Genomic DNA, 23677 nt, shown 5'->3' on the forward strand with positions numbered 1-23677 from the left:
TTTTCGTTGGTGAGACCCATGGATTTCTCGATACGGTGGTCCCATGTCCGACCACCCCCTGTACGCCCCCTCCCGCATCCGCGCGCTCCCCAGCTGGTTGCTGGGCCGCGCCGCCGCCCGCGGCCACCGTCTGGTCGCCGATGCCCTCGCCGCCGAGGGCATGCGGATGATGCATCACGCCGTGCTGTCCGCGGTCGCCGAGCTCGGCCCGGTGTCCCAGGCCGAGCTCGGCCGGACCCTGGCCATCGACCCCAAGGACATGGTCGCGATCGTCGGCGACCTCCAGCGGGACGGCCTGGTCACCCGCACCCCCGATCCCAGGGACCGGCGCAAGAACGCCGTCGAGATCTCGGCCGAGGGTGAGCGTCGGCTGCGCCGCACCCAGCGGCTCGGCGACGAGGCCAACGCGGAGCTGACCGCGGCCCTGACTCCCGCGGAACGCGAGCAGCTGATCGCCCTGCTGACCAGGATCGCGCTGCCGGAACAGCCGGGGGTCGCCCCGTAGGCGGCGGGTGCGGGTGCGGCCTCAGCGCCCGCCGGCGGCGGCGTCCAGGGCGAGGCGGTGCTCGCCCGCGTAGACGTTCATGGAGCTGCCGCGCAGGAACCCGACCAGGGTCAGCCCGGTCTCGGTGGCCAGGTCGACGGCGAGCGAGGACGGCGCGGAGACCGCCGCGAGCACCGGGATGCCCGCCATCACGGCCTTCTGCGCCAGCTCGAAGGACGCCCGGCCGGAGACCATCAGCACGCAGGACGACAGCGGCAACCGCCCCTGCTGGAGTGCGCGTCCGACGACCTTGTCGACGGCGTTATGACGTCCTACGTCCTCTCGGACGTCGACCAGCTCCCCGTCCGTGGTGAACAGCGCGGCCGCGTGCAGGCCACCGGTCCGGTCGAAGACCCGCTGCGCGGCGCGGAGCCGGTCGGGGAGCGCCGCGAGGGTCGCCGGATCGACCCGGAAGGGGGTGCCGGGCGAGGTGTCCAGGGACCAGCGGGCCTGGGTGCGGACCGCGTCCAGGCTGGCCTTGCCGCACAGCCCGCACGAGGACGTCGTGTAGACGTTGCGCTCCAGCGTGATGTCCGGGACGGGGACGCCCGGGGCCAGCCGCACATCCACGACGTTGTACGTGTTCATCCCGTCCGCGTCCGCTGTTCCGTCCGACGGGCCGCCGTCCGTCGCCCCCGCGCAGTACACGATGTTCGCCAGATCGTCGGCCGCCGCCAGCACTCCCTCGCTGACGAGGAAGCCCGCGGCCAGCGCGAAATCGTCACCGGGCGTGCGCATGGTGATCGCCAGCGGCTTGCCGCCCAGGCGTATCTCCAGCGGCTCCTCGGCGACGAGGGTGTCCGGGCGGGCGCTGACCGCACCGTCGCGAATCCGGATGACGCGGCGTCGCTCGGTAACCCGTCCCATGTCCGATCAGTCCCGTCCTCACCGGTGGTGCTCGGTCCCGGTGCCGTAGGTGTCGGCCGCCGAGGCGGCCCGTGACGCTCTCATTGTCCCGTACCGGCGGCAGCGCCCGCGGCCGGCACCGCGGCCCGCGCGCGGCCGGGCCGCGGCCACCGGCGCATGGCGCTCAGCCCTTCAGCTCACGCCCGCCGAACGCCCCCGAGCCGTCGGCCGCCGCCCAGGCCGCATCCAGCCCCGCCTGGTCCACCGTCCCCCACTCCGGCGTCTCCTGGACCAACGCCCGGCCCAGCCGCCGCCCCAGCTCCACCATCGTCCGGCCGGTCGCACCGCGCTCCGCGCCGTAGGTCGCCAGCGCATCCGGCCGCTGCGGCAGCGCCCGCAGCGCGTCCTCCAGAGCGGCGGCGTCCTGCAACGCCTTGACCGCTCCGGCGCCGGTGTGCGGCCGGGCGACGGTCGCCGCGTCACCGGCCAGCAGCAGGCGTCCGGCGGTGTAGCGCGGCGCCGTGAAGTCGTACATCGGCTGGACGAAGAGCTCCTGCGGCGTCGTCAGCCGCATCAGCGCGCCCCAGTACGGAGGCAGCAACGTGTCGGTGACATGGGCGAGATGGTCGTGCAGCGCGTCGGTCAGGGTGCCGGGCGGCAGGCTGGTGGGAGTCTCCAGCCGCAGGTCGAGACCCGCGGGCGGGGCGGTGTAGAGGACCCAGTTGGCGCGGTGGCCGCCGTTGCCGTCCGGGATGCGGTAGATGATGACGTGGCCACCGGGGAAGACGCCGTAGACGCAGTCCTCCGCCGCCCACGGCTCCGACGGCAGGCCCGGGAGGGCGAGCGATTCCAGCCGTTCGGCCGGTACGGCGCCGCGCCAGGCGAGATAGCCCGCGTATTGGGGTCGGACGTCGGGGAACGCGGCGTCGCGGACCACCGACCGGTAGCCGTCGGCGCCGATCACCAGGTCGAACCGTTCGGCCTCGGACGCGCCGTCGCCGTCGGCCCGCAGCCGCACACCGTCCGCCTCGGCAATCACCTGACGTACCGTCACCCCCGTGTGGAACACCACCGCCTCCGGCAGCCGCTGCCGCAGCTCCCGCCAGAGCGGTCCCCAGCAGTACGAGCGGAACGGGAACGGCTGGACGCCGATGAGGCGGCCCAGCGGCGCCGCGCCGTCGCGGACGTACCAGCGCCGGGCGGCCAGTTGAACCCAGGGCATCCCGGCGTCCAGATAGCCCGCTGCCGCCAGTTCGGCATACCGTGCGTTGTGTACGGCGAGGCCGACCCCGCGGTCGGCGAGGTGTCCCGCGGCGCGCTCGTGCACGACGATCCGGCCGGCGCCGGCGCGATGTGCGGCGAGCGCCGTGGCGCAGCCCGCGACGCTCCCGCCGACGACGGCGATCTCGGCTCCCGCCACCCGGATTCCGTCCGTACCCCTGCTGTCCCTCATACGGCCACTTCCCCTGTCCGCTGTCCGGCCGGGCCGATGGTCGGTCGGCCCGGTGCAACCGGATGCATTCTCACAGCAGTTGACGCACACGGCGGCTCGGTCCGAGAGGTACGGCGTCCGGGCGCCAGACGGCGCCGGCCGAGCGCGACGCCTTCCCCGGGCGGCCCCGATGCGGGCGCACGCCGAGCGCACGCGCCGTCCGCGCCATCAGTGCCGGCACTGCCGGGGCGCGCCGGTCGTACGGCGCCGCAACCCGGCCCCCGCCCCTGGTCCGATCCGCGAGACCAGCCCCGCTCCGACACCCCCGCCCGGGTAATGTGCACCCGATCAGCAACGACGCACCGACCACGAATGGCGAGACGCACATGAGCGAGGGGACAGCACCTTCCGCGGGCGAGGTGGCCGCGGTCGCCGACCAGGCGGCCCGGGAGCGCCTGCTCTATCTGCGCAGCAGCATCGACAACCTCGACGCCGCACTGGTGCACCTGCTCGCCGAGCGCTTCAAGTGCACCCAGCAGGTGGGTGAGCTCAAGGCCCGGCACAGCCTGCCGCCCGCCGACCCGGCACGGGAGGCCGCCCAGATCGAGCGGCTGCGCAAGCTGGCCGAGGACGCCCGGCTGGACCCGGCGTTCGCGGAGAAGTTCCTGAACTTCATCATCGAAGAGGTCGTCCGGCACCACCGCGCCATCGCCGACGGGACGCTGGGCACACAGGCCGCCCCGCCGGCGGGCTGAGCCAGGCGCTTGGGGCGTGAGGGGGGTTTCCGGCCACCGGTCGGCCACCACGGCGGCGGTCGGGCACCTACGGCACCACCCCTGCAATGCCGTCCCGGAGCCCCGCCCGGGCCCGGGGCCTGGCGGATTCCCGGTGGTCGCGAGGCCCGCTCCGAGTGACACTCGCCATACCTGACGCCGGATCGTCCCACCGCACGGCGGTGCACCACTACCGTCCAGTAACACGGCTTCTCCGGAAGCCGCCCGAGCGCCACCACCCTGTCCCTCCGGCCGTGCACCGAGAGCGGAGACACCCGATGGCATCCACCCCCGCGCCTCTCACCCTCAAGCCCGGAACGTCCTGGCAGGACGCCTGGCAACGCAGCCTGGCCGCCGCCCCCGAGGCGTTCCGCGACGACCGTGTCCTCAACCTCTGGGCCGCCACCTGGCACGCGGACGGCACCCCGCAGCCCGCCGGCAGCCCGATCGACGGCACGCCCATCACCGGCCCGCCCCGCCTGGACGCGGACGCCGCGCGGCACGCCGTGCGCGCCTCCCTCGACCAGCACCGCGCCTGGCGCCACCTCCCGTTGACCGAGCGCAAGGCCAAAATCACCGCCACCCTCGACGCTCTGACCGAGCATCGCGAACTCCTGGCCCTTCTCCTCGTGTGGGAGATCGGCAAACCGTGGAAGCTCGCCCAGGCCGACGTCGACCGCGCCATCGACGGCGTCCGCTGGTACGTCTCCGAGATCGACCCGATGCTCGTGGGCCGGTCGCCGCTGCCCGGCCCGGTCAGCAATATCGCCAGCTGGAACTACCCCATGTCGGTTCTGATCCACGCGATGCTCGTCCAGGCGCTGGCCGGCAACGCGGTGATCGCCAAGACCCCCACCGACGGCGGGCTGGCCTGCCTCACCCTCGCCTGCGCCCTCGCGGTCCGCGAGGGCGTCCCGGCCACCCTCGTCAGCGGCAGCGGCGGAGAGCTCTCCCCGGCCCTGGTCCGGTCACCCGAGATCGGCTGCGTCTCCTTCGTCGGCGGCCGGGACACCGGCGCCCGCGTCGCCACCGCCGTCACGGACCTCGGTAAACGCCACATCCTCGAACAAGAGGGCCTCAACACGTGGGGCATCTGGCACCACACCGACTGGCCGGCCCTGACGCCCCTCCTGCGCAAGACCTTCGACTACGCCAAACAGCGGTGTACCGCCTATCCCCGCTTCGTCGTCCAGCGCGACGCCTTCGCGGACTTCCTCGCCGCCTACCTCCCCGCCGTACGCAGCGTCCGCTTCGGGCACCCGCTGGCCGTGGCCGACCCCGCCGACCCGCTGCCCGAACTCGACTTCGGGCCTCTCATCAACGCCGCCAAGGCCAAGGAACTGGACGATCTGACGACGGAGGCCGTCTCCCGCGGCGCCGTCCCCCTCCACCGCGGTTCCCTCGCCGACGGGCACTTCCTGCCCGACCAGGACACCTCCGCGTATCTGCCGCCCACCACGCTCCTGGACCCGCCCCCGGCGTCCCCGCTGCACCACGCCGAACCTTTCGGCCCCATCGACACCATCGTGCTCGTCGACACCGAGGCCGAACTCCTCGCCGCCATGAACGCCAGCAACGGCGCCCTGGTGGCCACCCTCTCCACCGACGACCCCGAGACCTTCTCCCGGCTGGCCCCGCAGATCCGCGCGTTCAAGGTCGGCCACGGCAAGCCCCGCTCCCGCGGCGACCGCGAAGAGCTCTTCGGCGGCTTCGGCAACTCCTGGAGCGGTGCCTTCGTGGGCGGCGAGCTCCTCGTGCGGGCCGTGACCGAGGGGCCGGACTCCGAGCGCCTGCCCGGCAACTTCCCCGACTACCACCTGATGCCGTGACGCCACCACCCGCGGGTCCCTACCCGATCCCCTGACGGTCGGGGAAGGAAGCGAACCGCCGGTCGGCCGCCGACGGCACCGTATGCTCCACCGCCTGGAGCAGGAGCGTACGGTGCCGCTCCAGCGGCTCCCGCCGCTCCGCCGGCACGAGCAGCAGCAGATCCTCGATCCCCGCCAGCAGCCGCCGCGTCACCTGCGGACTGCGCACCGACGACTCCCGGATCTCGGCCAGTGCCAGATCGACCAGATCCGTCCATCCGGGCACGTCCTGCGACAGTCGCACCGCTCCCCGCCGGTCGCGGTGCTGCACCGTGCCCAGCGGCCGGTGCACCACCGCCGCCAGGATCTGCACGATCCGGTCCAGGCACTGCACCGCCGTCGTCGGATCGTTCACCGCCGGCGACAGCGCCCGCAGCGCGATGTCCGACAGCTGCCGCAGCCCCAGCCCCAGATCCTGGTGGAACGTCCGCTCCACCCCCACCGACACCGCGTGACGCAGCACCCGCGGCGACGGAGCCGCTCCACCGTGCACCGCCAGCACCGGCGTCCCCGGCATGACGAAGTCCCCGATCCGCGGGATCAGCCGCAGCACCACCCCCTGCCGTCGCGCGGCCCGCACCAGCCGGGCCACATGCACGTCGAGCAGCACCCCCGCCCGCCCCTGATGCGCGATCCGCGCCGACTCGGCCGGCAACGGTTCACCGCCGGGTCCCTCGGCCACATGCCGCACCAGCATCCGGAAGGTCTCGTGGGTGATCCGGTCGACCACCGGCCCCACCTGCATCAGGCGCAAGGTGGCCGACACGTAGCCGATGAACAGCAGCAGGCTCAGCGCCACCAAGGCCATGGTCAGCAGGCTCTGTACCACCGGCACCGACGTGACCTGCCGCGCATCGGTCTCGCTCTCGTACGAGGTCAGTACCAGCAGCGAGAACAGGAACGTGGCCAGGAAGACGCTGAGGGTGGCCTTGCTGATCCGGCTCCGGACGAAGATCCGCACCACCCGCGGCGTGAGCTGGCCGCTCGCCATCTGCACCGCGACCAGCGAAATACTGAAGACCACACCGATGAAGGTCATCATCGCCGAGCTGATCGTCGTCACGATCGTCCTGGCGTCCTCCGCGATCGAGACCAGCTCCCCGACCTCGTCGAACGCGCCGGCCCTCTGCAGCCGCGACACGATCTCCGCATCGACCGCGAAGGCCCCCAGCCAGAGCAGCACCGCGCCCACCAGCCCCACGGTCGGCGCGAACCAGAACGTGTCCCGAAGGTGCTCCCGCACCGACGACCGCGCCCGTGGCCTCCGCGGCCCCCAGAGCCGAGCAAGCTGTCCGACATTACCCATAAAGCGAGGCTATGTTCCGGCGGGATATGCAGGTGAAAGGCACTCCGAAACCTTGGTATTGTTGTCCATGTCGCCGCGGGGAACGCCCCGCGAAGATGACACCTGGTCCGGGTGGCGGAATGGCAGACGCGCTAGCTTGAGGTGCTAGTGCCCTTTATCGGGCGTGGGGGTTCAAGTCCCCCCTCGGACACTCTCCATATGCACATGAAACAGAGGGTTGTGACTCCACGGTCACGATCCTCTTTTTTGTGTCGAGGGGCAGAGCGATTCCCAAGCTTTCGTAGAGCGGCCGTTTGCGCCCGGGGGCGCGGTGAGGAGTCGGCCGGTCGTCGGGCTCAGCTCGGAGATCATGCGTGCGATCCGCTTCGCTACGAGCTTCTCTCCCGCTCAACGGCGGGTGCATCGGCCATGCGGGGACGCCCGCGCGCCTGAGCCGGGACATCCGGGCCGCAGTGGTGGGGCCTTCCTTGTCGAGTGTTATCCGGGCTCCACGCGGAGTTTGATTGCATGATGATGTTCGATGTGGTCCACGACGAGCCTTTCGATCACTTCTCCCCTCCCCGGCCAATTCGCGCGGGACACCATGTGTCCGTGGGGGAGGTAGGAGCCTGCGTCCACCACGGCGAAGAGATCGGGGAATTGGGGAAGTCGCACGAAGAGGCCGTATCCGGCGTGCCGAACGACGGATCCCTGCGTGCGTGCGCCGAAGGGGAGTTGTCGCTTTGCCTCTTGCCAGGTCTGGTCGTCGATCATCGGCGACGACGTCCTTTCCTGGCCGGTGCGTGCCGAGTTCTCGGGTGCCTGCCTGCCCGCCCGACCTCCGGGGTGCCACCAGCGGAGGTGCGGGGGCGGGGTCGGGGGATGCCGGTGCGTTCGGCGGCGTAGCGCGCGTCGAGGGCGGCGGGGGTCGCGGCCCGCAACGGACCGAGGGTGGCCGGGGCGGGGGCCGGGACGGCCGCCGGGCCGGCCGCACCCGAGACCGGGACCGCCACCGATGCGGTGACGAGCGCGGCGAGCAGGGTGCGGCGCAGGCGAGTGCTGCGCGGGCGGGACGCCATGGCGGGTGGTCCTTCCGTACCGGATGTCTTCCTGGATGCGGTACGGACTTTATGGAGCGGACCTGGTGGTCGGCGTCCCGCCGGAGGGTGCTCATCGTGGGTAGCTCTGAAGTACTACGGGTAGGGGGCGGGTTCTGCGCAGCGCTCGCGGCGGGCCTCCGCAGGGCCCGGCCGGGTTTCGTCAGAGCTCGCGTACGAGGTCGAGGGCCCGGCCCAGGGTGGTCAGCCGGGCGTCCAGCGTGTCGCCCGCGGGATAGAGGCGCACGGTGTCCACTCCCGCGTCCCGCCAGACCCTCAGCCGGTGCCGGACCATGTCCTCGGTACCGATGAGGGTGGTGCCCAGGACCATTTCGTCGGTGACCAGACCCGCCGCGCCCTCTCGGTCCCCGGACTGCCAGCGCTGCCGGATCTCGGCAGCGGCCGTCGCCCAGCCCTGGCGGCTGTAGGCGCTGTTGTAGTAGTTGGTGGTGGCGGAGCCCATCCCGCCCAGGCTGAAGGCCAGTTCCTTCTTCCGCCCGGCGGTCATCGCGCGCAGCGCGTCCTCGTCCTCGGCGAAGGCGACCTCGGCGCCCTGGCAGACGTCGAGGTCGCCGCGAGTGCGCCCGGCGGCGGCCAGGCCCGCGTCCAGATGGTCGAAGTAGGCGCTCTGGGCACCCTCGGGGACGAAGCTGGTGCCCAACCAGCCGTCGGCGATCTCGCCCGTCAGGCGCAGCATTCTGGGGGAGAGCGTGGCGAGGTGGACGGGTATGGGGTGCTCGGCGCGCATCGACAGGCGCATGGGTCTGGCCTCGCTGCCGGGGAGGGGCAGCGCGAACTCCCGCCCCGAGTAGGAGATCTTCTCTCCGGTGGCGGCCTGGCGGACGATCTCGACGGTCTCCCGCATACGCCTCAGCGGACGGTCGAAGGGAACGCCGTGCAGCCCCTCGATCACCTGGGGGCCCGAGGGGCCGAGGCCCAGCAGGAAACGGCCCTCGGAGATCTGCGAGAGGGTGATCGCCGCCCGCGCGATGGCCATCGGGGTACGGGTGCCGAGCTGGATGATCCCGGAGCCGAGCAGGATGCGCCGGGTCCGGGCGGCGAGATAGCCGAGCGGTGACGGGGCCTCGGAGCCCCACGCCTCGGCCACCCAGCAGATGTCCAGCCCCAGTTTCTCGGCCTCGGTGACGAAGTCGACGGTCTCCGACCACGGCCCGGCGGATGCCTCGACGGTGGTGGCGGTCCGCATCACGCCCCCGCCCCGTCGGTGCCCTCGGCCAGGTTCTTGATCCCTTGGAGGGTGGCGGTCATGGCGCTCTCGAACTCCTGCAGGCGCACGAAGACGATCTTCTGCTCCTTGTCGGGCATCCGGTCGATGGCGTACGAGAGGCCGGAGGGGCCGGGACCGATCCGCACCCAGTGCCGCAGCAGGGTGCCGCCGTTGTGCGGAGTGAGAGTGAACCGCCAGGTGGCACTGGGGCGTTGGGGGTCCTCGACCGCCCAGGCGAACATCGTCGGCCGTTCGCATTCCACGATGTGCGAGGTGGTCGTCCACTCGCCGAGCGCCGCGTGCCGGCTGCGGCCGGTGAAGCGGGCTCCGACGGTGGGGGCGGTCGCGCCGTCCAGCCAGTGCGTCGACTGCAGTTCGGCACTGGTCCGGGGCATCAGGCCGATGTCGGACACCAGCTCCCAGACCCGTTCCGGTGGCGCGGAGACAGGCGTCTCCACTTCCGCCGTCGGGGTGTCCGCGTACCGCGCGCCCGTCCACTCCATGTCCGCAGTCTCCTTGTCGCCCCGTGGGAAAACGCTTCTGACCTCCAAAGTTGCGTAGATGGACTCACTTGTCAACGGTGTGTCCGTATCCGGAGCGACGGTGGTGCCGACGGTGGTGCCTGATGCCACAACGGGGCCGGGACGGGGGAACGGAATTCGGGACGGAGACGGTGTCCGGGGCGGCAAGGGCAGTGCCCGGGGGCGGCTCAGTCCGCGAAGCGCTCCCGCACGTCCGGGCGCTCGGCCAGTCCCGGCGGATAGCCGGGGCCCATCCGGGGGTGGGTGTTGTCGGGCGTCATCGGGCCGCCGCAGTGGCCGCAGACCACCTCGGCGCGGCTCTGCCGTCCGCAGGAGTCGTGGTGGAAGACCACCGGGGGACCTGCCTCGCCGCTCAGCCAGCGGTCGCCCCAGCTGTTCATCGCGAGCAGGACGGAGTAGAAGTCGCGCCCCTTGTCCGTGAGGACGTAGTCGTGGCGCACCGGCTCGCTCTGGTACGGCCGCTTCTCCAGCAGGCCCTCGTCCACCAGGCGCCGCAGGCGGTCGGTGAGGGTGTTGCGGGCGATCCCCAAGGACTCCTGGAACCCGTCGAACCGCCGGATGCCGTAGAACGCCTCGCGCAGCACCAGTGGCGTCCACCAGTCGCCCAGCAGGTCCATCGTGCGCGCGATCGAGCAGGGCCAGTGCGCAAAGGAGGTCCGCCTCATACCGTCAGCATACGGCGGCCCACCTGCACGGTCTCAGGGTGAGACCCGGGTCGTGAGCGGCCTGTCAGGGGGCCGGGACGCCGCGCATCGGGTCGCACACCCCTCCTCGCCGGTGGGGCACGACGCCGTCTTCGGATCAGGGCCGCGGGGTGGTGGAGTCCGGCGCCTGGACGGCATGGCTGGCCAGGACTCCGGTGCGCTTGCGCTGGACGAACCAGTAGTAGGCGAAGCCGCCGACCGCCACGACGCCGATGAACACGAAGGCGCCCCAGCGCAGATACCAGTGCTGCGGGCCGGTCGCGTTGTAGACCGTGGCGCGCGGCCAGGCGAGGTTGATGGACATCGCGGCGCCCCAGAGGACGGCGAGGATGTTCACCGGGAGGCCGAACTTCCCCAGCGAGAACTTTCCCTTGGCCGGCTGCCATCTGCCGCGCAGCCGCTGGATCAGCATCGGCAGGGTGACCAGCAGATACGCCAGGTAGATCATGATGATCGCGATACTGGTGATCACCGAGAAGATCTGCGGCTGGTTGATGTTGATCAGCAGGATGCCGATCCCCACCAGGCCGATGATGACGGCCGGCGCCACCGGCGTCTGGAAGCGCGGACTGACCTTGGCGAGCAGCGACGAGGCGGGCAGGTTGTTGTCCCGGGCCATCGCGTACGCCAGCCGGATGCTGGCGGTGTGCACCGCCAGCTCGCACACCGTGATCGCGATGACCACACACCACAGCACGATCTGCCCCACGGTCGAACCCAGTGTGGACAGCACGACGAACTGCAGGCCGTCGACCGACAACTCCTTGGAGTGCAGATCGGGCACGGCCAGCAGGGCGAAGAGCAGGATCAGCCCGCCGATGAGGAAGGACGCGATCAGGGCGCGAAGGATGGCGCGGGGTGCGTTGCGGCCCGGATCCTTGGACTCCTCGCCGAGCGACGAGGCCGTATCGAAGCCGTACATGACATACGCCGAGGCCAGCGAGGCGGTCAGGAACGCGCCGAAGTAGCCCCAGTCCTCGCCGGCGCCCAGACCGAACGTCTCTGTCAGGGCGCTGGGGCCGCGGGTGACGTGCGCGGCCAGCAGGATGATCAGCACGATCGCGGCGATCAGCTCGATCGCCACCCCCGCGGAGTTGATCCGTGCCATCAGCTTGACGCCGAAGGCGTTGACCACGGTGGTGAAGGCGATCAGCACGGTGCCGAGCAGCACGGCGTTGGCCGCCGCGTCGGTCTTCCCGGTGCCGTCTCCGATGAACTGGAACCACGACGAGATCTGCGGCAGCGTCACCTGGTAGGCCAGGGCGACGGCGGCCAGTGAGACCATGCTGGCCGTCAGCATCATCCAGCCGCCCAGCCACCCGACATGGGGACCGCCGAGCTGCTTCGCCCAGTTGTAGATCGACCCCGCCACCGGGTAGCGGGCGGCGAGCTCGCAGAAGCAGAGCGCCACCATCAGCTGACCGAGGAAGACCATCGGCCACGACCACCAGTACGCCGGCCCGCCGTGGCTGATGCCGAAGTAGAACAGCTGGAAGGTGCCGGTGAGGATGGAGATGTAGCTGATGCCCGCGGCAAAGGTGTGGAAGTTGCCCAGGGTGCGCTTCAGCTCGGGTTTGTATCCGAGCTCGGCGAGCGAATCGTCGTCGTGCGAACCGTCGTCCCGCGTGCCGGGCCGTACCGGCTCGCCGCCCTGCTCCGCGCCCGGGCCGCTCACTCGAACCACCTCTGCGGTCGCGGCGCCGTGTTGCGCCAGATGTGTTTGGCCTCCTGGTACTCGGACAGCCCCGCCGGCCCCAGCTCGCGCCCCACTCCGGACTGTTTCATCCCGCCCCACTCCGCCTGCGGTACGTACGGATGGAAGTCGTTGATCCAGACGGTGCCGGCGCGCATCCGGGCCGCCACCCGGTGGGCGCGCTCGCCGTCCTGCGTCCAGACCGCCCCGGCCAGGCCGTACACGGTGTCGTTGGCGAGCGAGACCGCCTCGTCCTCGTCGCGGAACCGCTCCACGGTCAGCACCGGGCCGAACGACTCGTCGCGGACGACGGTCATGTCCGGGGTGCATTCGTCCAGCACCGTCGGCAGGTAGTAGAAGCCGTCCACCAGCGCCGGATCGTCCGGTGCCGAGCCGCCGCAGAGCAGGACGGCCCCCTCCTCCAGCCCCGCCGCCACATATGCCTCGACCTTCGCGCGATGCGCCGCGGAAATCAGTGGGCCGGACCGGGCCGCCTCGTCGAACGGTCCGCCGAGCCGGATCCGCTGCGCGCGGGAGACCAACTCGTCGACGAACGCGTCGTGCAGCGAGTCCTGGACGAGCAGTCGGGCGCCCGCCGAGCAGACCTGGCCCGAGTGCAGGAAGACGGCCATCAGCGCGTAGTCGACGGCGGTGTCGAAATCGGCGTCCGCGAAGACGATGTTCGGGTTCTTGCCACCGAGCTCCAGCGCGATCTTCTTCACGGTGGGTGCGGCGGCGGCCATGATGCGGCGCCCGGTGACCAGCCCGCCGGTGAACGAGACCATGTCCACCCGCGGGTCCTCGGTCAGCGGCGCCCCCACCAGCGGACCGGTGCCCAGCACCAGGTTGGCGACGCCGGCCGGCAGCCCCGCCTCGGCCAGCAGCCGCATCAGGTGCATGGCGGTGTGCGGGGTCAGTTCGCTCGGCTTCAGCACGAAGGTATTGCCGGTGACCAGGGCCGGAGCGACCTTCCAGGCCGTCTGCAGCAGTGGATAGTTCCACGGGGTGATCAGCGCGCAGACGCCGACCGGCTCATGGCGCACGCTGCTGTCCGTCTCCGGCACGCCGGTGTCCACGACCCGGTCCGTGCCGCCCGCCGCGCCCAGATTGCCGAAGTAGCGGAAGCAGTTGGCGATGTCGTCCATGTCGTAGGCGCTCTCGACCAGCCGCTTCCCGGTGTCCAGGGACTCCGCCCTGGCCAGGGCGTCCTTGTCGCGTTCCAGCAGCTCGGCGACGCGCAGGACGAGCCGGCCCCGCTCGGCGGCCGGAGTCCTCGGCCAGGGCCCGTCGTCGAAGGCCGTCCGGGCGGCCGCGACGGCCGCGGCGGCGTCCTTGGGCCCGCCCTCGTCGACGGTGGCGACCAGCTTGCCGTCCGCCGGACAGCGGATCTCCCGCACCTGCCCGTCGGCCGCTGCGGTCCACTGACCTCCGATGAACAGCTCCGGCATGGTCCTGCCTCCGGTCGGTGACGATCCCGCGGTGACGATCTCAGCACCGAGCGTAGGACGGGCGCTCCGGGTCCGCACGGTGCGAGGGGCCGCGGGCGTGGGACCGTACCCGGGCGGGGGACAATCGGGCCATGCCCGACCAGGAGCCCCAGCCCCGCCGCGCCGGCGCCGTCCCGTACCCGGTCCCCGACGCCGCGGCCTATCTGGCCGGCGGCTGGCGCATCGAGCGGTCCGTGGCCGATCTGCGGTCCGGCGCCCTGGGCAGCTTCCGCGGCATCGCACACTTCGGGCCCGATGCGGCCGGGGACGGGCTGCTGCACCACGAGGAGGGCGAGCTGACCTGGGGCGAGACGGTGCACCCGGCGAGCCGGACGCTGCGCCTGCGGCCGCTGCCGGACGGCACCGCCGAGGTCCACTTCGCCGACGGCCGCCCCTTCCACGCCCTGGATCTGCGCTCCGGCCGCTGGATCGCCGTCCACCCCTGTGCCGCGGACCGCTACGAGGGCACCTTCACCGTCGTCGCGGCCGACGAATGGCACCTGGCATGGCGGGTCGGCGGCCCGGCGAAGGACCAACTGCTGCGGTCGGTCTACCGGCGCCGGGCCGCCCGGTGAGCTCGCGCCTCACTCCTTGACCGCCCGCACGGCGAACAGCAGCGGCACCCGCGGCTCCGGGTCCGGCAGCCGCCACCAGCCGTTCTCGGCCGGCACCATGGCCGCGAACCGCTGCCAGGGGAGCAGCTCGGTCTCCCGCACCGACTCGATCCGCAGACCGGCCGCCACGACGGCCGAGATGACTTCACCGAGGCCGTGCCGCCACTCGTAACTGGTGGTCGCGCCCTCTACGGGCGGGCCGTCGGTGTAGGTGTGCGGGGTGTCGCTCCGGAGCGGCCCGCGGCCCGCCAGGTAGTCGTGGCGCAGCAGGAGCTCCTCGCCGTCCGGACCCGGGGTCGGGCCCAGGGCGTTCAGCAGCGGATGGAACTCCACGAGGTAGAAGGTGCCGCCGGGCCGCAGCAGGGAGGCGACGGTCTCGGCCCATGCCGTCAGGTCCGGCAGATAGCACAGCGCTCCCTTGCCCGTGTAGATCACGTCGAAGCGGCGGCCGTCGAGCGCCCGTACGGCGTGTCGGACGTCGGACTCGACGAATTCCACGTCCCGGCCCGCCTGGCGCGCAAGGCGTCGCGCCGCGGCCACGGACGCCGCGGAGAAGTCCAACCCCACCGTGTGCGCCGCGCCGCGCTCGGCGAAGGCGGCCGTCTCGGTGCCCAGGTGGCACTGCAGATGCAGCACGTCGCGCCCCGCCAGATCGCCGAGATCCGTCCATTCGAACGGTGCGAACCAGTCGTCCGCGGTCCGGGAACCGTCCAGGCCGTAGAACTCACTGGCCACATGGACGGGGGTGCGGGCGTCCCAGTTCGCCCGGTTGGCCCGCACCATCTCCGCCACGGTCGGTGGCACCCCTTCCGCCGTCGTCGTCGCCCCGTGCGCCGGCCCGCTCTTCTCTGTGGTCATCCACGCCTCCTACCCACCGGCGAACACGACCCGAACGCACCGTCCGATTTCCGCCAGCGCGGCTTGACGGCCTACCGCACAGTGGAAGGGTGATGAGCGATGGCAGCAAGTACGAGGCGGTGTGCAGCCGCGACGCGCGGTTCGACGGAGACTTCTTCTTCGCCGTCGCCACGACCGGGATCTACTGCCGGCCCAGCTGCCCGGCCACCACCCCCAAGCAGAAGAACGTCCGCTTCTTCCCGACCGCCGCGGCGGCCCAGGGATCCGGCTTCCGGGCCTGCCGCCGCTGCCGCCCGGACGCGGTCCCCGGCTCCGCCGCGTGGAACGTCCGGGCCGACATGGTCGGTCGTGCGATGCGGCTGATCGGCGACGGCGTCGTCGATCGCGAGGGCGTCGCCGGGCTCGCCCAGCGGTTGGGCTACAGCGCCCGCCAGGTGCAGCGCCAGCTGAACGCCGAGCTGGGCGCGGGCCCGGTGGCGCTGGCCCGCGCCCAACGCTCGCACACCGCGCGGATACTGCTCCAGACCACCCCGCTGCCGGTCGCCGAGATCGCCTTCGCGGCCGGGTTCGCCAGCGTGCGGCAGTTCAACGACACCATCCGGGAGATCTACGCCCTCACGCCCACCGAGCTGCGCGCCGCCCGGCCCGGCAAGACCGCCCGGTTCGGGCCGGTGGCGCAGCAGGCCGGCGCCGGCGGCATACCGCTGCGCCTCGCCTTCCGCGGGCCGTACGCCGCGGCCGAGGTCTTCGACTACCTCGAACGGCGCGCGCTGACCGGCATCGAGGAGGTCCTGGGCGAGCGCGGCAGCCGCACGTACCGCCGCACCCTGCGGCTGCCCAACGGCTCCGGCATCGCCGAGGTCGACGAACGTCCGGGCAGCGGCGCATCGCTGCCCGGGACCGGCGGCGGCTGGCTGGACTGCCGGCTGCACCTGAGCGAACTGCGCGATCTGACCACCGCCACCCAGCGGATGCGCCGCCTGCTGGACCTGGACGCCGACCCGTACGCCATCGCCGACCACCTCGGCCAGGACCCGCTGCTCGCCACCCTCGTGGCGCGCCGCAGCGGACTGCGCTCCCCGGGCACCTGCGACGGCCACGAGCTCGCCGTGCGTGCCGTGCTCGGCCAGCAGGTGTCGGTTCCCGCGGGCCGCAAGCTCGGCAACGCCGCGGTCGCCGCGTACGGCGAACCGCTCGCCGAGCCCAGCGGCGGCCTCACCCACCTCTTCCCCGCCATCGGAGACCTCGCCGAGGCGTCCCTGGCGGCGCTCGGCATGCCGGACTCCCGCCGGGCCACGCTGCGGACGCTGGCCGCCGCGCTGGCCGCCGGCACCGTGCCGCTGGATGCCGGAGCCGACCGCGACCAGGCCGAGAAGGAGCTGCTGAATCTGCGCGGCATCGGGCCCTGGACGGCCGGCTACATCCGGATGCGCGCCCTGGGCGACCCGGACGTGCTCCTGGAGGGCGATGTCGCGGTGCTCGCCGGCATGCGCAACTCCGGTGTGACGATGGCCGATTCCGACGCCTGGCGGCCCTGGCGGTCCTACGCGATGCACCACTTCTGGAACGCCGCGGCCAAGCCCTCCCCGGCGACCGCCTGAAGCGGAAATGCGACGTCCGAATTCCGCCAGCAATGCACTCGGTGACGCAGCAGGATGGGGTTGTCGACGCGAACCCGATCGACACCGACAGGACCTGGTCGACACCGACCGGACCGAACGAGAGAGGAACGGACCGATGACGGTCTACACCACCATCGACAGCCCGCTGGGCCAACTGCTGCTGGTCGGCGAGCACTCCGACACCGCCACCGGCGGCACGGCACTCGCCTCGCTGTCCCTGCCCGGCCAGAAGGGCGGCGCCGCCGTCCAGGAGGGCTGGACCGAGGACGCGGCGGCCTTCGCGGAGATCGTCGCCCAGCTCACGGCGTACTTCGCGGGCAAGCGCACCCGGTTCGACCTCGAATACGTCACCAGCGGCTCCGACTTCCAGCGCCGGGTCTGGACCGCCCTGGACGGCATCCCGTACGGCAAGACCTTCAGCTACGGCGAGATCGCCGCGCAGATCGGCGCCTCGCGTGCCGCGGTGCGTGCGGTCGGCACGGCCATCGGACGCAACCCGCTGCTCGTCGTCCGCCCCTGCCACCGCGTGATCGGCGCCAACGGCTCGCTCACCGGCTACGCCGGCGGACTGGAGCGCAAGGAGCAGTTGCTGGCGCTCGAAGGCATCACCCCGGCGGCCTGACCGCACCCCCCTTCCGGAGAGCAGAGCCCACATGACCACCAAGAACGCCACCGCCCGGGCCGCGCGGCACGTCGACGCGGCCGACTGGGGTGCCTTGGCCGGCGAGCTGGACACCTACGGCGGCGCGCTCACACCGCAGCTCCTCACCCCCGCAGAGTGCGCCGACATCGCCGCGCTGTACGAGAAGGAGGAGCTGTTCCGCACCACCATCGACATGGCCCGCTACCGCTTCGGCTCCGGCCAGTACCGCTACTTCCACCACGATCTTCCGGAGCCGGTCGCCGCCCTGCGCGCCGCGTTCTACCCGCATCTGCTCGCCGTCGCCCGCGACTGGGCCGCCCGGCTCGGCCGGCCGGCGCCCTGGCCGGACACCCTCCAGGAGTGGCTGGCCATGTGCCACGAGGCGGGCCAGGACCGCTCCGCGCAGATCCTCCTGCGCTACGGAGCGGGCGACTGGAACGCCCTGCACCGCGATGTCTTCGGCGACATGCTCTTCCCGCTCCAGGTCGTCATCGGGCTGGACGAGCACGGCACCGACTACACCGGCGGCGAGTTCCTGCTCGTCGAACAGCGGCCGCGGGCGCAGTCGCGCGGCACCACCCATGTGCTCCGGCAGGGCCACGGCCTGATCTTCACCACCCGCGACCACCCGGTGGCCACCAAGCGGGGCTGGTCCGCCGGCGTCATGCGGCACGGCGTGAGCACCGTCCGCTCCGGCCGCCGCCACGCCCTCGGGCTGGTCTTCCACGACGCCGCCTGATGGGCACCCACGTACCGCGCGAGGGCGCCGCGTCACCCCTCATCGGCCACGACGACCTGACCGAGTCCCTCGCCGCATACGGTGACCTGTCGCCCCCCGCGCCCCACACCGAGGCCGAACTCACCGCCGTCATCGGGCAGTTGACCCGTCCCAAGGCCCGGATCGAGACGGTCACCATCGGCCACAGTCGCGACACCGCCTCCCGTGCGGCCGCCGAGGCGTGCGTCGCCGCGTGGCAGGCCCGGGGCGGCGCGGTGCTCGCCGTCGTCGACTGGCCCGAGTCGGCCGCCTCGTGGCTGCGCCCGGCCAAGCGCCTGACCGCACCGCAGCCGGACGCCTGGGTGATCGCCGCGGCCCCGCTGGGCTTCGTCCAGCTCGCCCGCCGCCTGCGGCACAGCACCGACTGGGAGCCGGCCCGCACGGTGGCGTTCGCCTCCCTGCAGGACTCCCGGCTGCCCGCGCTGGCCGGCCCGGACACGCTCCACGGTCTGCGCGGCGCGACCCGCGAGGGCGGCACCTGGGAGGTCGGCCACCGCTGGCTCACCAGCTATCCGCCCGTGGCGGCAGACGGGTAGCGGCCGATCGAGGCCACCCTGCCGTCGGACATCGTCGCGAGCCGGGGCGCCCGCCGCGCGAGTTCCGCGTCGTCGGTGGCCACCACGCAGGTCAGGCGCCGCTCGCCCCAGAGCCGGACGAACAGCTCGATGATCTCCTTCCGGCCCGCGCCCGCCAGCCCGGCCGTCGGCCGGTCGGCCAGCAGCACGGTCGGCCGCTTCACCAGGGCCCGGGCGAGCGCGACCCGCTGCCGCGCCGACGCGCCCAACTCGGCCGCAGGCAGGTCGCTTCGACCGTCCACACCGACCTCCCACAGGGCCTCACCCGCCAGCTCCCAGCGGTCGGCGGGCAGCAGCCGCAGGGGTATCAGCGCGCTCGCGACGTTCTGCCGCGCGGTGCAGCCGGGTGCCAGGCCGCCACCGTTGGGCACCGTGCCGATCGACTCCGTCCGGATCCGCGCGAGTCGGCACTCCGTCAGGGTGGCCAGGTCCGTGCCGTCGAGTTCGACGCTGCCGCGGCTGGGCCGCTCCAGCCCGCCCAGGACCCGCAGCAGCGTCGACTTCCCCGCGCCCGCCGCCCCCCGGACCACCAGCGCGCCGCCGTCCTCGACGTAGAGGTCGATACCGTCCAGGGCCCGTACCGGGTCCCGGCCGCTCCTCTCGCGCGTGGTGACGCCGGTCAGGTGGTACACGCTGCACTCTCCTCGGGTCCGTCGGCCGGGGACGCACGGCGGGGCGACGGATCTGCCGCGACGATAGGGAGGCGGTGTGACGGGGCGACAAGCGAGGGATGAGAGCGTGATGAGAAGGCGGCCCGAAACCGACGGCGGGGACCGGCCGCTTCGCGGGCCGATGGCTGGATGAACGCCCTTTATTCGCACGTCTGTTGCCTGCAACAACGGCCGCCCGGTGGGTATGTTGGACGCCGCACGGCGTAGTCGTCCCGACACGGAACGGCGCGCTGCTGCCGTATGGCTGGTGACTGTCGAAGCGACGGGAAAGTGTGGAATGAGCCAAGATACGCAACCGCAGTCCAGCGCCGTAGATGTCAGTATTCCGAGTGTGGCGCGCATGTACGACTACTACCTCGGCGGCAAGGACAACTACGCCGTGGACCGCGAGGCCTGCGACGAACTGAGCAAGGTCGTACCGAGCACCCAGGTGCTGGCGATCAACAACCGGCGCTTTCTGCAGCGGGTGGTCCGCTGGCTGGCCCGCGAGCACGGAATCCGCCAGTTCATCGACCACGGATCCGGCCTGCCGACCCAGGACAACGTCCACCAGGTCGCGCAGGAGATCGACCCGTCGTCCCATGTGGTGTACGTCGACAACGACCCCATCGTGCTGGCGCACGGCCGCGCCCTGCTGGAGGAGAACGCCAACACCGCCGTCATCCAGGCGGACATGCGGGACACCGAGGGCATCTTCGGCAGCCCCGAGGTGGAGCGGCTGATCGACTTCGAGCAGCCGGTCGCCGCGCTGTTCGTCTCCGTACTCCACTGCATCCCGGACTCCGACGACCCGGCCGGCCTGATAGCCCGGGTCGCCGACCGCCTGGTGCCCGGCAGCTTCCTGGTGGTGTGCCAGCTGGTGAGCGAGGACGCGGCCACCCGTGACTTCGTCACCAAGTTCATGGACGAGAGCACCCAGGGCAAGTGGGGCCGGGTACGGCAGGCGCACGAGCTGACGTCGTTCCTGGACGGCCTGGAGGTCCAGGAGCCCGGCCTGGTGGAGGTCTCCACCTGGAAGCAGGATGCGGACGTCGGTCCGCGGCAACTCACCAAGGAATGGATCGAGTTCGGGGGAGTGGCCCGCAAGGTGTAGCCGCCGGGCCAGGGCGTGCGACGAGGCGGGACCCCCCGTAAGGTCCCGCCTCGCCACGTGTCACCCCCGTGGCCGGCCCTCGGGCCGTCAGCTCTCCTGTTTGATCAGTCGCTCCAGGATCGCCAGGGACTCGCGCGGCGACTCGGACTGGGCGCTGAGCCGGTCCATGACGGCGAGGTAGTGGTCGACGTCGTCGCGCTTGTCCAGATAGAGCGCGCTGGTCAGCTGCTCCAGATAGACGATGTCCGGCAGATCCGGCTCCAGGAACCGCAGGATCGTGATCGGGCCACCGGCCGCCGCCAGCCCACCGAGGCTGAACGGCGCCACCTGCAAGGTCACATTGGGCAGTTCCGCCATCGACCGCAGATGCCGCAGCTGATCCGCCATCACCGCGGGTCCGCCGAGCGGACGGCGCAGCGACGCCTCGTCGATGACCGCCCACAGCCGCGGTGCGTCCGGCACCGACAGCAGTTCCTGACGCTTCACGCGCAGCGCCACCCGCCGCTCGATCTCCTCCGCGGCGGCCCGCGGATGGCCGAGCTTGGTCACCGCGTGCGCGTAGTCCCTCGTCTGCAGCAGACCCGGCACGAACTGGACCTCGTACGTGCGGATGACGGACGCGGCCTCCTCCAGCCCGATATGGGTCTCGAACCAGTTGGGCAGCACATCGCCGTACTGATGCCACCAGCCCGGGGTGCTGGTCCGGCGGGCGAGGGTGAGGAAGTCGGAGCGGTCCGCCTCGTCCGTGACGCCGTAGAGCGTCAGCAGATCGGAGACGTCCCGCTCCTTGCAGCTCACCCGGCCGAGCTCCAGGCGGCTGATCTTGGCGTGGGAGCCACGGATGGCGTCCCCGGCCGCCTCGCGGGTGATGCCCGCGGCCTCGCGCATCCGCCTCAGCTGCGTGCCCAGCACGATCCGCAGGACGGTGGGGCCGCCCCGCGGATGGTCCAGATACCGGCGCAGAGACGGTTGGCTGCTCGGCTTCGCGGCGGTCATCGTGACTCCCCTGAGTGGTCGGGCGAAAGCCCAGTGTCCCATCGGCCGTTGTGGACGTACAGCCATGGTGACTATCCGGCCGACATATGCGCCACCGGCGTCAGCCGCGGCCGATGAGATCGTCGAAGTCGCCGTCCTTGGCGCCCTGGACGAAGGCTGCCATCTCGGCGTGCGTGTAGACCAGCGCCGGTCCGGACGTGAACCGGGAGTTGCGCACCGCCACCCCGCCGTCTGAAAGAACGGCCAGCTCAACGCAGTTGCCGCTGGGGTTGCTGCGGCGGCTCTTGCGCCACTGGACGCCTTCGATGCCGGTCGCCGGCATGCCGTTGGTCACTGACTCCATCAGAGCTGCTCCCTTGCTGGAGGCCGGGCCTCCTACCGTTCCGAGCTCGCGATCATGTTGGCGTGAACGAGCTCCTGAGCGACCGTCCTTACCGATGTAATTGCAGATGCACTTGCAGCGGGGGGCGGCTGACGAGGATATTAGCTCTCCAGAGCACTCCCCGCCCAGACCCGAAAGCCCTTCGCGGAGATGGTGATGACCACACATCCGGCCGAGACCGTCCACCACGCCCTTCGGGAGGAGCCGTGTGACGACACCTGGTGGATGCCCGGCCCCAACGGCTTCGCCGCCTGCGCCCTCAGCGGCTCCGCACGGACCGTGGCGGACGCCCGCCGTTTCACCCGGGCGACCATCGAGAGCTGGCAGTTGTGCGCCGGGGTCGCCGAGGACGCCGCCACGGTCGTCTCCGAACTCGTCACCAACGCCCTGCGCTACGGCACTTCGGACGGCGGACTCGGCGACATCTGCCCCGCCTGGCTCGCGCTGACCCGGCAGCAGGCCACGGTGCTGTGCGCGGTCTCGGACTCCGGCACCACCGCCCCGGTCGTGCGCGAGCCCGACGCGTTCGCCGAGTCCGGGCGCGGACTGCACATCGTCGGCCTGCTGAGCGACGCCTGGGGCTGGACCCCGCCGGACCGGCTGGGGAAGACCGTCTGGGCGACCGTCTCGACGCGCGGCTGACGCCCGGTGGATCTGCTGTCCCTACGCTGTTTCCGGGTGGTCGCCCGCCACGAGCACATCAGCCGCGCCGCCGAGGAACTGCGGGTGGCCCAGCCGTCGGTGAGCCGCACCATCGCCCGGTTGGAGGCGGAGGTCGGCGTTCCGCTCTTCGACCGGCAGGGCCGGACGATCCGACTCAACCGCTACGGAAGGGCCTTTCTGCGCCGTGTCGAGCGAGTGCTGGACGAACTCGACGACGCGTGCCGGGAGATGACCGACGCCGCCGGTCTCGACCAGGGCAGCGTCGCCGTCGCCGCGGAGACGCTGCTGCCGCTCTCCGGTCTGCTGGCCGGATTCCGCGGCGCCCACCCGGGCGTGACCGTCCGCTGCTTCCAGGCCACACCCGAGGTGATGCTGCGTCAACTCCGCGACCGCGAGGTGGACTTCTGCTTCGCCTCGCAGCCGCTGCCCGGGCTTGCGCTCGGTGCCGTGCGGCTGCTGCACGAGGAGGTGCTGCTGGTGGTGCCGGACGGCCACCGCCTGGCCGGCCGGGAGCGGGTGTCGCCGGCCGATCTCGCCGACGAGCCGTTCATTACCACCCGGCCCGGACACTGGCAACGCGCGCTGCTGGAGCGGCTGTTCGAGCCGACCGGCCGCTCACCGGTCATTTCCTGCGAGGGGGACGAGCCCGGCGCCACCCACCACTTGGTGGAGGCCGGCCTCGGCATCGGCCTGATGCCGTCCCTCGCCCGCGCCGACCTTTCCGGCGCGGCACTCTCCTGGCTGCGCGTCGACGCCCCCGGCTGCACCCGCACCCTCAGCCTGGTCCGGCGCGAGGACGGCTATCTCTCCACGGCCGCCGCCCGCTTCCGGGACCTGGCGGTCGCCCACTTCCGGCAGCCGGGCCGGGCGGGCGGGCCGCGGTGAGGACGGGCACCCTGCCGTCGTAGCGTGGCGGGGGCGCTGCTGACGCCCTGGGCGGCCGGGCGGAGCGCGCGTCAGGCCCGGCCGCGGATCAGGTAGCGGTCCCTGATGGCCCCGGGGCGGGCGAACGGGCCGGTGCCGTGGGCGTGCAAGGCGATCGCCGTCTCACCCGCCGCGGGGTCGTCCTCCGGCGACTCCGCGCCGTCCCCGACCGCGGCGAGACGGCGCAGCACGCCGCGCTGGCACGCCCGCGCCAGCCGGTCCGCCTCCACGGCCGACAGCACCGCCCCACGCCGCAGCTGGACGTGCACGACCGGCCGCGCCTCCAGATCCCCGTCCGCTCCGAACGCCAGGCAGAACCCGTCGATCAGATCGGCCAGCGGGTTGCCTGCGTAGAGGCC

The 23677-nt window shown here is 72.1% G+C and carries 25 protein-coding genes, 1 tRNA gene and 1 pseudogene; 12 read left to right on the forward strand and 15 right to left on the reverse strand.

Going from position 1 to position 23677, the window contains the following annotated elements:
- Window positions 1-43: 43 nt before the first annotated feature.
- A complete protein-coding gene (locus tag ACGFML_RS30840) occupies window positions 44-505 on the forward strand; it encodes a MarR family winged helix-turn-helix transcriptional regulator (RefSeq protein WP_393548910.1) in 462 nt (153 codons plus the stop codon).
- A gap of 21 nt (window positions 506-526) precedes the next feature.
- On the opposite strand, the gene fdhD is transcribed toward ACGFML_RS30840, so the two are convergent.
- Together fdhD and ACGFML_RS30850 are read right to left on the reverse strand one after the other, a co-directional pair.
- Complete coding sequence (fdhD, locus tag ACGFML_RS30845; RefSeq protein ID WP_393548911.1) at window positions 527-1411, reverse strand: formate dehydrogenase accessory sulfurtransferase FdhD; 885 nt, start codon at window positions 1409-1411, stop codon at window positions 527-529.
- Window positions 1412-1574: 163 nt separating this feature from the next.
- On the reverse strand, window positions 1575-2843 hold the full coding sequence (locus ACGFML_RS30850) for an FAD-dependent monooxygenase (protein WP_393548912.1): 1269 nt from the start codon (window positions 2841-2843) through the stop codon (window positions 1575-1577).
- A 365-nt stretch (window positions 2844-3208) separates the two neighbouring features.
- Between ACGFML_RS30850 and ACGFML_RS30855 the strand changes: the two genes are divergently transcribed.
- Window positions 3209-3577, forward strand: coding sequence for a chorismate mutase (locus tag ACGFML_RS30855; protein WP_393548913.1), 369 nt, complete (start codon window positions 3209-3211; stop codon window positions 3575-3577).
- Window positions 3578-3873: 296 nt separating this feature from the next.
- Complete coding sequence (locus ACGFML_RS30860) at window positions 3874-5424, forward strand: aldehyde dehydrogenase family protein (RefSeq protein WP_393548914.1); 1551 nt, start codon at window positions 3874-3876, stop codon at window positions 5422-5424.
- Between the two features lie 19 nt (window positions 5425-5443).
- Here the strand turns inward: ACGFML_RS30860 and ACGFML_RS30865 are convergent, their stop codons facing one another.
- Complete coding sequence (locus ACGFML_RS30865; RefSeq protein WP_393548915.1) at window positions 5444-6769, reverse strand: DUF2254 domain-containing protein; 1326 nt, start codon at window positions 6767-6769, stop codon at window positions 5444-5446.
- A 105-nt stretch (window positions 6770-6874) separates the two neighbouring features.
- Between ACGFML_RS30865 and ACGFML_RS30870 the strand changes: the two genes are divergently transcribed.
- Window positions 6875-6959, forward strand: a tRNA-Leu gene (locus tag ACGFML_RS30870).
- A 287-nt stretch (window positions 6960-7246) separates the two neighbouring features.
- Here the strand turns inward: ACGFML_RS30870 and ACGFML_RS30875 are convergent.
- The 7 genes and pseudogenes from ACGFML_RS30875 to ACGFML_RS30905 all read right to left on the reverse strand — a co-directional run bounded on the left by ACGFML_RS30875 (window position 7247) and on the right by ACGFML_RS30905 (window position 13460).
- A complete protein-coding gene (locus ACGFML_RS30875; protein WP_393548916.1) occupies window positions 7247-7522 on the reverse strand; it encodes a hypothetical protein in 276 nt (91 codons plus the stop codon).
- 107 nt (window positions 7523-7629) lie between these two features.
- A pseudogene (locus ACGFML_RS30880) lies at window positions 7630-7827 on the reverse strand (hypothetical protein); the annotation flags it as partial.
- Between the two features lie 181 nt (window positions 7828-8008).
- Window positions 8009-9052 (reverse strand): LLM class flavin-dependent oxidoreductase, encoded by a 1044-nt coding sequence (locus tag ACGFML_RS30885; RefSeq protein WP_393548917.1) that lies wholly within the window; start codon window positions 9050-9052, stop codon window positions 8009-8011.
- Complete coding sequence (locus ACGFML_RS30890) at window positions 9052-9576, reverse strand: SRPBCC family protein (RefSeq protein ID WP_393548918.1); 525 nt, start codon at window positions 9574-9576, stop codon at window positions 9052-9054. Before ACGFML_RS30890 ends, ACGFML_RS30885 begins: the two co-directional genes overlap by 1 nt.
- Before the next feature lie 206 nt (window positions 9577-9782).
- Window positions 9783-10280: a winged helix-turn-helix transcriptional regulator gene (locus ACGFML_RS30895; protein WP_393548919.1), complete on the reverse strand. Its 498-nt coding sequence runs from the start codon at window positions 10278-10280 to the stop codon at window positions 9783-9785.
- A gap of 136 nt (window positions 10281-10416) precedes the next feature.
- Window positions 10417-11994 (reverse strand): APC family permease, encoded by a 1578-nt coding sequence (locus tag ACGFML_RS30900; RefSeq protein ID WP_393548920.1) that lies wholly within the window; start codon window positions 11992-11994, stop codon window positions 10417-10419.
- Window positions 11991-13460, reverse strand: coding sequence for an aldehyde dehydrogenase family protein (locus ACGFML_RS30905; RefSeq protein WP_393548921.1), 1470 nt, complete (start codon window positions 13458-13460; stop codon window positions 11991-11993). The genes ACGFML_RS30900 and ACGFML_RS30905 overlap by 4 nt, the downstream gene beginning before the upstream one ends.
- Before the next feature lie 131 nt (window positions 13461-13591).
- On the opposite strand from ACGFML_RS30905, the gene ACGFML_RS30910 reads away from it, so the two are divergent.
- Window positions 13592-14074 carry a DUF6314 family protein gene (locus tag ACGFML_RS30910; protein ID WP_393548922.1) on the forward strand — a complete coding sequence of 161 codons (483 nt, stop codon included), beginning with the start codon at window positions 13592-13594 and terminating at the stop codon, window positions 14072-14074.
- A gap of 9 nt (window positions 14075-14083) precedes the next feature.
- On the opposite strand, the gene ACGFML_RS30915 is transcribed toward ACGFML_RS30910, so the two are convergent.
- Window positions 14084-14971: a class I SAM-dependent methyltransferase gene (locus ACGFML_RS30915; RefSeq protein ID WP_393548923.1), complete on the reverse strand. Its 888-nt coding sequence runs from the start codon at window positions 14969-14971 to the stop codon at window positions 14084-14086.
- A gap of 92 nt (window positions 14972-15063) precedes the next feature.
- Between ACGFML_RS30915 and ACGFML_RS30920 the strand changes: the two genes are divergently transcribed.
- From ACGFML_RS30920 to ACGFML_RS30935, 4 genes are all read left to right on the forward strand, one after another.
- Window positions 15064-16572 carry an AlkA N-terminal domain-containing protein gene (locus ACGFML_RS30920; RefSeq protein WP_393548924.1) on the forward strand — a complete coding sequence of 503 codons (1509 nt, stop codon included), beginning with the start codon at window positions 15064-15066 and terminating at the stop codon, window positions 16570-16572.
- Between the two features lie 136 nt (window positions 16573-16708).
- Window positions 16709-17215 carry a methylated-DNA--[protein]-cysteine S-methyltransferase gene (locus ACGFML_RS30925; RefSeq protein ID WP_393548925.1) on the forward strand — a complete coding sequence of 169 codons (507 nt, stop codon included), beginning with the start codon at window positions 16709-16711 and terminating at the stop codon, window positions 17213-17215.
- Window positions 17216-17246: 31 nt separating this feature from the next.
- Window positions 17247-17975 (forward strand): 2OG-Fe(II) oxygenase, encoded by a 729-nt coding sequence (locus ACGFML_RS30930; RefSeq protein ID WP_393548926.1) that lies wholly within the window; start codon window positions 17247-17249, stop codon window positions 17973-17975.
- Window positions 17975-18550 (forward strand): hypothetical protein, encoded by a 576-nt coding sequence (locus tag ACGFML_RS30935; RefSeq protein WP_393548927.1) that lies wholly within the window; start codon window positions 17975-17977, stop codon window positions 18548-18550. The genes ACGFML_RS30930 and ACGFML_RS30935 overlap by 1 nt, the downstream gene beginning before the upstream one ends.
- Here the strand turns inward: ACGFML_RS30935 and ACGFML_RS30940 are convergent.
- A complete protein-coding gene (locus ACGFML_RS30940) occupies window positions 18523-19221 on the reverse strand; it encodes an ABC transporter ATP-binding protein (protein WP_393548928.1) in 699 nt (232 codons plus the stop codon). The two genes, ACGFML_RS30935 and ACGFML_RS30940, sit on opposite strands and share 28 nt — an antisense overlap.
- Before the next feature lie 316 nt (window positions 19222-19537).
- Between ACGFML_RS30940 and ACGFML_RS30945 the strand changes: the two genes are divergently transcribed.
- A complete protein-coding gene (locus ACGFML_RS30945) occupies window positions 19538-20353 on the forward strand; it encodes an SAM-dependent methyltransferase (protein ID WP_393548929.1) in 816 nt (271 codons plus the stop codon).
- A gap of 87 nt (window positions 20354-20440) precedes the next feature.
- On the opposite strand, the gene ACGFML_RS30950 is transcribed toward ACGFML_RS30945, so the two are convergent.
- Window positions 20441-21349, reverse strand: coding sequence for a helix-turn-helix domain-containing protein (locus ACGFML_RS30950; RefSeq protein ID WP_393548930.1), 909 nt, complete (start codon window positions 21347-21349; stop codon window positions 20441-20443).
- Window positions 21350-21449: 100 nt separating this feature from the next.
- On the reverse strand, window positions 21450-21692 hold the full coding sequence (locus tag ACGFML_RS30955) for a DUF397 domain-containing protein (RefSeq protein ID WP_393548931.1): 243 nt from the start codon (window positions 21690-21692) through the stop codon (window positions 21450-21452).
- A gap of 195 nt (window positions 21693-21887) precedes the next feature.
- Between ACGFML_RS30955 and ACGFML_RS30960 the strand changes: the two genes are divergently transcribed.
- Window positions 21888-22373, forward strand: coding sequence for an ATP-binding protein (locus ACGFML_RS30960; protein ID WP_393548932.1), 486 nt, complete (start codon window positions 21888-21890; stop codon window positions 22371-22373).
- A gap of 6 nt (window positions 22374-22379) precedes the next feature.
- Window positions 22380-23279, forward strand: a complete 900-nt coding sequence (locus tag ACGFML_RS30965) for a LysR family transcriptional regulator (RefSeq protein WP_393548933.1) — start codon at window positions 22380-22382, stop codon at window positions 23277-23279.
- Between the two features lie 71 nt (window positions 23280-23350).
- On the opposite strand, the gene ACGFML_RS30970 is transcribed toward ACGFML_RS30965, so the two are convergent.
- Entirely contained in the window at window positions 23351-23587 is a 237-nt protein-coding gene (locus ACGFML_RS30970) for a hypothetical protein (protein ID WP_393548934.1), read from the reverse strand.
- Window positions 23588-23677: the final 90 nt, after the last annotated feature.

Origin of the sequence: Streptomyces sp. NPDC048650, assembly GCF_043199095.1 — a bacterium.
Taxonomy (GTDB): Bacteria; Actinomycetota; Actinomycetes; order Streptomycetales; family Streptomycetaceae; genus Streptomyces.